The 6,000-nt window shown below is 75.2% G+C and carries 7 protein-coding genes and 1 riboswitch; of the genes, 3 read left to right on the top strand and 4 right to left on the bottom strand.

The window, feature by feature from the left end:
• Both FHL79_RS20240 and FHL79_RS20235 read left to right on the top strand, forming a co-directional pair.
• Positions 1-277 (top strand): YrdB family protein (locus FHL79_RS20240; RefSeq protein ID WP_138760370.1); only part of this gene is annotated, 277 nt, incomplete at its 5' end.
• 22 nt (positions 278-299) lie between these two features.
• Positions 300-1,151 (top strand): PPK2 family polyphosphate kinase, encoded by an 852-nt coding sequence (locus tag FHL79_RS20235; protein WP_138760369.1) that lies wholly within the window; start codon positions 300-302, stop codon positions 1,149-1,151.
• Here the strand turns inward: FHL79_RS20235 and FHL79_RS20230 are convergent.
• The 4 genes from FHL79_RS20230 to FHL79_RS20220 form a co-directional block, all read right to left on the bottom strand.
• Positions 1,144-1,992 carry a YhjD/YihY/BrkB family envelope integrity protein gene (locus tag FHL79_RS20230; RefSeq protein ID WP_246081040.1) on the bottom strand — a complete coding sequence of 283 codons (849 nt, stop codon included), beginning with the start codon at positions 1,990-1,992 and terminating at the stop codon, positions 1,144-1,146. The two genes, FHL79_RS20235 and FHL79_RS20230, sit on opposite strands and share 8 nt — an antisense overlap.
• 56 nt (positions 1,993-2,048) lie before the next feature.
• Positions 2,049-2,189 (bottom strand): hypothetical protein, encoded by a 141-nt coding sequence (locus FHL79_RS25220; RefSeq protein WP_171058258.1) that lies wholly within the window; start codon positions 2,187-2,189, stop codon positions 2,049-2,051.
• Positions 2,190-2,257: 68 nt separating this feature from the next.
• The gene (locus FHL79_RS20225) at positions 2,258-3,811 is read right to left on the bottom strand and encodes a phytoene desaturase family protein (protein ID WP_138760368.1); all 1,554 of its coding nucleotides are present in this window, start codon (positions 3,809-3,811) and stop codon (positions 2,258-2,260) included.
• Positions 3,812-3,904: 93 nt separating this feature from the next.
• Positions 3,905-4,393 (bottom strand): hypothetical protein, encoded by a 489-nt coding sequence (locus FHL79_RS20220; protein WP_138760367.1) that lies wholly within the window; start codon positions 4,391-4,393, stop codon positions 3,905-3,907.
• A 200-nt stretch (positions 4,394-4,593) separates the two neighbouring features.
• Positions 4,594-4,767, top strand: a riboswitch (cyclic di-AMP (ydaO/yuaA leader).
• A gap of 16 nt (positions 4,768-4,783) precedes the next feature.
• Between FHL79_RS20220 and FHL79_RS20215 the strand changes: the two genes are divergently transcribed.
• Entirely contained in the window at positions 4,784-5,974 is a 1,191-nt protein-coding gene (locus FHL79_RS20215) for a C40 family peptidase (protein WP_138760366.1), read from the top strand.
• Positions 5,975-6,000: the final 26 nt, after the last annotated feature.

The raw sequence follows: 6,000 nt of genomic DNA, 5'->3' as shown, positions 1-6,000 counted from the left end.
CGGGTGGCAGCTGGGCGGGCCGGTCGCCGTCCGGGCGCTGCTGGCGGTGGCGCTGCCGGTGGCGGCCGGGGTGCTGTGGAGCCAGTTCGCTGCGCCGCGGGCGGCCCACCCGTCGGTGGCCGGCCGGCTCGCCGTCCAGGTGCTGGTCTTCGGGGCCGCCGCCGTGCTGCTTGCCTGGGGGGCCGCGCCGTGCTGGGGTGCGGCCTTCGCGGTCGTCGTCGCGGCGAACCTCGTCGCTGCCGCCGTCCTCCCGTCCGTCGGGTCGCACACTGCCTGAGCTGCGTCTCTAGGCTGCGCGCATGGCCGACTCCCTGCGCGACGCGCTGCGCGCCCCGGCGCCGCCCGTCCAGCTCTCCCGGCTGGACCCCCGGGCCACCCCGCTGGCGCCCGGGTCCAAGGAGCGCACCCGCGACGTGATGCTGGCCGAGGGGGAGAAGCTGGCCGAGCTGCAGGAGCGGCTGTACGCCGAGGGCGCCACCGGTGGCCGGCGGCGGGTGCTGCTCCTGCTGCAGGGCATGGACACCAGCGGCAAGGGCGGGGTGGTGTCGCACGTCGTCGGCGCCGTCTCGCCGCAGGGGGTCGAGGTCACCGCCTTCAAGAGGCCCACCCCCGAGGAGCTGCGGCACTCCTTCCTGTGGCGGGTCCGCCGCGCAGTGCCCGGGCCGGGGATCATCGGGGTGTTCGACCGCTCGCACTACGAGGACGTGCTGATCGGCCGGGTCCGCGAGCTGGCCGCCCCCGACGTCATCGAGCGTCGCTACGCCGAGATCGTCCGGTTCGAGCGGCAGCTGGCCGACGACGACGTCACCCTGGTGAAGTGCTTCCTGCACATCTCGCCGTGGGAGCAGAAGGAACGGCTGCTGGCCCGGCTCGACGACTCGGCCAAGCGGTGGAAGTTCAACCCCGGCGACCTGGACGAGCGGGCGCTCTGGCCGGCCTACCAGCGCGCCTACGAGATCGCGCTGGAGCGGACGAGCACCCCGGCCAACCCGTGGTACGTCGTCCCCAGCGACCGGAAGTGGTACCGGAACTGGGCGGTGGGCCGGCTGCTGCTGGAGACGCTGACCGAGCTGGACCCGCGGCTGCCCGAGCCCACCTACGACGTGGCCGAGCAGCGGGACCGGCTGATCGAGGAGCACCCGATCAGCTGACCGGGGTCACCTCGCGGGCGGCCCGTCCCCGGCGCACCCGGGCGTCCAGCGCCTCGGTGAACAGCCAGCCGGCGATCAGCACGAAGTGCAGCAGGAACAGCCAGAAGGACACCGCGGCGACCCCGCCGACGACGGTGAGCCCGCCGAAGGGCGCGCCGAGGTCCAGCGGCAGGGACAGGAAGACCACGAACCCCTGCAGGAAGCCCGACAGCGAGGCCGCGGTGAACAGCGCACCGACGACGACGGCGCCCCACCGCAGCCGACCGGCCGCGACCACCCGGAACACCCAGATCAGCGGCACCGTCAGCGCTGCCAGCACCGAGTAGTAGCCGAGCGCGAACCCGCCCAGCGTCGGGCCGAGACCGGGTCGGTCGGCGAGCTCGGCGAGCAGCCGGCCGACCAGCAGCAGCGGGTACAGCAGCAGCGGTGCCAGCAGCAGCAGCGGCAGCGAGGCCAGCCGCCCGCGCCAGGCGGTGAACCGGTCGGTCGCCGGGCTGAACCGCAGCAGCGCCCGGCGGATGCCCTCGCCGTAGAGCGAGATCGGCAGCAGGGTCAGCACCGCCTGCAGCACGCTCAGGGAGGTGCCCGCCTCGGCCAGCCGGGCGAGCGCGTCCGGGGCGCCGAGCTGGTCGGGGAGCACCTCGCCGAGCCGGGCGCTGAGGTCGCGGACGGTCGCCGGGCTGGTGAGCCAGCTGGTCAGCGCCAGGGACAGCACCAGCGCTGGGACGACGGCGATCCCGGCGTAGAAGGTGAGACCGGCGGCGATCAGTGCGGTGTCCCGGCCGGTCAGCCGGTCGCGGATCGTCACCAGCAGGCCGCGCGCCTCCTCCACCACCCGCACCAGGGCAGTCTGACCAGGCTCCGGTCGGTCCGGCTCGTCGGACCGGTGGGCGGTGCTCAGGCGTTCGTGCCGACCAGCAGCATGTAACCGAAGATCACCAGGATGATCAGCACCACGACGCTGATGACGATGAGCCGGAACCGGTTCCTCGGCACCTGCTGGTGCGCACGGTGGTCGTCTCGATGCGGGGTGCTCATCTGCTCTCCTGGGATCTCCGCGGCCTGGTCCGGCTCGCCTGGTCCTCCGGTGCCCACTTCTGCCAGGCTCACCCCTCCGCGCCGAGCAGGTGCTGGGCCGCGGCGAAGCCACCGAGGCCGCTGACCGCCCCGCCGCGCACCGTCCCCCCGGAGGAGGCGGCCACCACCCGCGGGTGCGGCGTCGCCACGCCCCAGGTGCCCGCCTGCTCCGGCTCGTCGGCGACCGGCCAGGACAGGTCGCCGTGGAAGATGTGCCCGCCCGGCATCGCCAGCGCTGCCTCCACGTCCAGCGGGGACGACGCCTGCAGGCAGGGCCGGCCGTCGGCGTCGAGCGCGAGACAGCCGGCCAGCGGCTCGGTCAGGTGCGCGTCCAGCTGGGCCACCACCCGGCGCACCGCCTCCTCGCGGGTGCCCACCGGGTCGGCGGCGTACAGCTCGGCGGGGGTGTGCAGGCCGAACAGGGTCAGCGTCGACAGCCCCGTGCCGCCCACGATCGAGGGATCGGTCAGCGAGTGGCAGTACACCTCGAACGGGATGACGTCGGGCAACCGCCCGCCGGCGGCCTGGGCGTACGCGGCGTCGATCTGCGAGGCCGCCTCGTCGACGTGCAGCGTCCCGCTGAACACCCGCCGGGCATCGGCGCCGGAGCGCAGACCGGGCAGCCGCTGCAGCACCATGTTGACCTTCAGCTGGGAGCCCGACGGCCGGACCGGCGACGGCGCGCCGAGCAGGTCGTCGAGCACCGCCGGGGCGGCGCCGCTCACCGCGTACCCGGCGTCCGCGGCGCGCGCCGTCCCCGCGTCGTCGGTCCAGTGCACCGTGACGCCGTCGGGACGGGCCTCCAGCGCGGTCACGGTGGCGCCGGTGACCAGCTCGGCCCCCGCCGCCCGGGCGGCGGTGGCCAGCGCGCCGCTGACCGCACCCATGCCGCCCACCGGCACCCGCCAGCGGCCGGTCCCGTTGCCGACCAGGTGGTACAGGAAGCAGCGGCCGGCGAGCCCGTCCGCAGCGTGCACGTCGGCGAAGGTGCCGATCAGGCCGTCGGTGAGCGCCACGCCGCGGACGTCGTCGTCGGCGAGGTGGTCGGCGACGACGTCGGCCAGCGGCCGCTCGCGCAGGTCGTGCCAGATGCCGGGGTCGCGCAGCCGGCCCTCGAGCTCCGCGGGGGAGGGCAGCGGTCGGGTCAGCGTCGGCGCCAGGTCCTCGGCCAGGGTGGTCAGCCGGGCGTAGAACCGCTGCCAGCCGGCCAGCTCGTCGTCCGAGCCGGTCAGTGCGCGGAAGGACGCCGCGGTCTCCGGTCCCTCGTCCCGCTCGACCAGCAGCCCCCGGTACGAGCCCTGCCGGAGGACCGGGGTGTACGAGGCGACCGACCGGTCCAGCAGGGTCAGCGGCAGCGCCAGGTCGGACACGATCCGGTCCGGCAGCAGGCTGACCAGGTAGGAGTACGCCGACAGCCGGACGTCGACGCCGGGGAAGACCTGCTGGCTGATCGCGGCGCCGCCGAGCACGTCCCGGCGCTCGAGCACCAGCACCGACCAGCCGGCCCGGGCCAGGTAGGCGGCGGCGGTCAGCCCGTTGTGCCCACCGCCGACGACCACCACGTCGTACCGCGCGGCGGTCATGCGAGCACCCCGGCGGCGGAGGACGGGTCGGCGGTCAGCTCCGGGACGACCGGGTCGTCCCACGCGGCGGGGGTGAGAGGGGGCACGTCCTGATCATGCAGGGGCGTGCACCTGCTGGAGCAACCCCCAGACGAACGCGGCGCGGGTGCCGTCGGGCAGGCGCACCTCCCAGCGGGGCGGCACGCCGGGGTCGACTCCCGCCGCACCGGGGAGCGCCGCGACGTCGGCGACCACGTGCTCCCAGACGAGCAGCCCCGCGGACGCCGGGGGGACCGGTGAACCCGGGGCGCGGACCAGCTGCTCGGCCAGCACGGACCCGCCCGGGTCGGCCAGCACCTCCCACAGCAGGTGCGGCCACAGCGGCAGCGGCCACCGGTGGACGGCGAGCGTCAGGTCGCCGGTGCGAGCCTCGTCACGTCGTGCCGGTGGCCCCAGGACGGCGGTGTGCAGCGACAGGCCGCGCGGTCCGCGCGGAGCGTGCCGGAGGGACTGCCAGCGGCGGTGCGCCGCGCGGGCCTCGGCGCGGTCGGCGCCCAGCCGGGTGAGCGCGTCGGCGACCAGGTCAGGTCGCGTGTCGGCCATCCGGCGCAGGAGGACGAGACAGAACTCCCGCCGCGCCAACCCCCGCACCCGGCGAGCCTGTCACGCCCTGTGAGCGTGTCGGAGCACACGCCAGGAGTTTCTGCACAAATTGCGAGGAGGCGTTTGTCATCAGTCCATGACGCACGTACGGTCGGCGACGGTCCGAACGGGCAGCTCAGCCACCGCCACGGTGGCGACCGCCAGGACCGCCGCCGAACCACAGCGGCTCGCAGCGACACCCGCGAGCCCGTGGACCGGGGACCCACCGCAGCACTGGGGTGAAGCACCACGCCGTCCGCATCCGGGCGCGAGGTGCCGGGCGTCTTCCCTCCCGAACCCGTCAGCTAACTCGGTAGGCGGCAGGTGGAAGAAAGGACACACCCGCCGAACATGGCGAGTACGCACCGCTCTGCCCGTCGTGGCCTCACCGGCCGTCGGGTCCTCCTCACCCTCGTCGCCGCCGGCGGCGTCGCGCTCGCTCCGCTGCCGGCGCTCGCCGCACCGGAGCAGCCCACCACCTCCCAGGAGGCCGCGGCCCTCGTCGCGGCCCGGGGTCACGACCTCGAGGTCGTGACCGAGCAGTTCAACGACGCCCGGGAGGCGCTGACCACCAAGCAGGCGGAGGCCGAGCAGGCCCGCCAGCAGGTGCAGGCCGCCGAGGCCGCCGTCGCCACCGCCCGCGACCAGGTCCGCCAGGTGGCGCGCAGCGCCTACACCGGCGACCAGCTCAGCACCCTGCAGGCGATGCTGAGCAGCACGTCCGCCGACGAGATGCTCGACCGGGTCGGCACCCTCGGCACGATCGCCGACCACAACAACGAGGTGCTCGGCGCCGCGCAGGACGCCACCGAGCAGGCCGACGCCGCCGAGGCCGCCGCCACGAAGGCGACCACGGACGCGCAGACGCTGGTCGACCAGGTCGCCGCCCAGCAGGCCGACCTCGACAGCCAGATCGCCGAGTACAAGGCGCAGTACGACCGGCTCTCCGCGGAGGAGAAGGCGCGGGCCGAGGCCGCGGCTGCTGCCGCAGCGCGGGCCGCTGCCGCCGACGCCGCGGCGCGGGCCAGCCAGGCCGCGTCCCGGGCGGACCGGACCCAGTCCGGCTCCGCCAGCAGCAGCTCTGCCGGCAGCAGCTCTGCCGGCAGCAGCTCCACCGGCTCGTCGAGCTCCTCGACCGCGCCGGCCGCACCGGCTGCCGCGGCCCCGGCCGCGGCCCCGGCTGCGGCCGGTGGTGCCGCGGCCACCGCGGTCAGCACCGCGCTGGCCCAGCAGGGCGACCCCTACGTCTGGGCGGCTGCCGGCCCGAGCTCGTTCGACTGCTCCGGGCTGGTCCAGTACGCCTACGCCGCCGCCGGGATCTCGCTGCCGCACTCCAGCAGCGCCCAGGCCCGGATGGGCACGGCCGTGACCCGCGCCCAGTTGCAGCCCGGCGACCTCATCGCCTTCTACTCCCCGGTCAGCCACATCGGCATCTACATCGGCAACGGCCAGATGGTCCACGCGCCGACGTCCGGGGACGTGGTCAAGGTCGCCAGCATCGACGTCATGGGCAGCATCACCGCCATGCGCCGGCTGGGCTGACGAAGCACCCGCACGCCACCTCGGTG

The sequence above is a fragment of the Modestobacter altitudinis genome, assembly GCF_005930475.1.
Classification (GTDB): Bacteria; Actinomycetota; Actinomycetes; order Mycobacteriales; family Geodermatophilaceae; genus Modestobacter; species Modestobacter altitudinis.
This window is presented reverse-complemented; position numbering and strand designations above follow the sequence as displayed.

Excerpts from the sequence above, each read along its gene's own strand:
- FHL79_RS20235 (WP_138760369.1), top strand. The coding sequence starts at position 300 with ATGGCCGACTCCCTGCGCGACGCGCTGCGCGCCCCGGCGCCGCCCGTC.
- FHL79_RS25220 (WP_171058258.1), bottom strand. The coding sequence starts at position 2,189 with ATGAGCACCCCGCATCGAGACGACCACCGTGCGCACCAGCAGGTGCCG.
- FHL79_RS20225 (WP_138760368.1), bottom strand. The coding sequence starts at position 3,811 with ATGACCGCCGCGCGGTACGACGTGGTGGTCGTCGGCGGTGGGCACAAC.
- FHL79_RS20220 (WP_138760367.1), bottom strand. The coding sequence starts at position 4,393 with ATGGCCGACACGCGACCTGACCTGGTCGCCGACGCGCTCACCCGGCTG.
- FHL79_RS20215 (WP_138760366.1), top strand. The coding sequence starts at position 4,784 with ATGGCGAGTACGCACCGCTCTGCCCGTCGTGGCCTCACCGGCCGTCGG.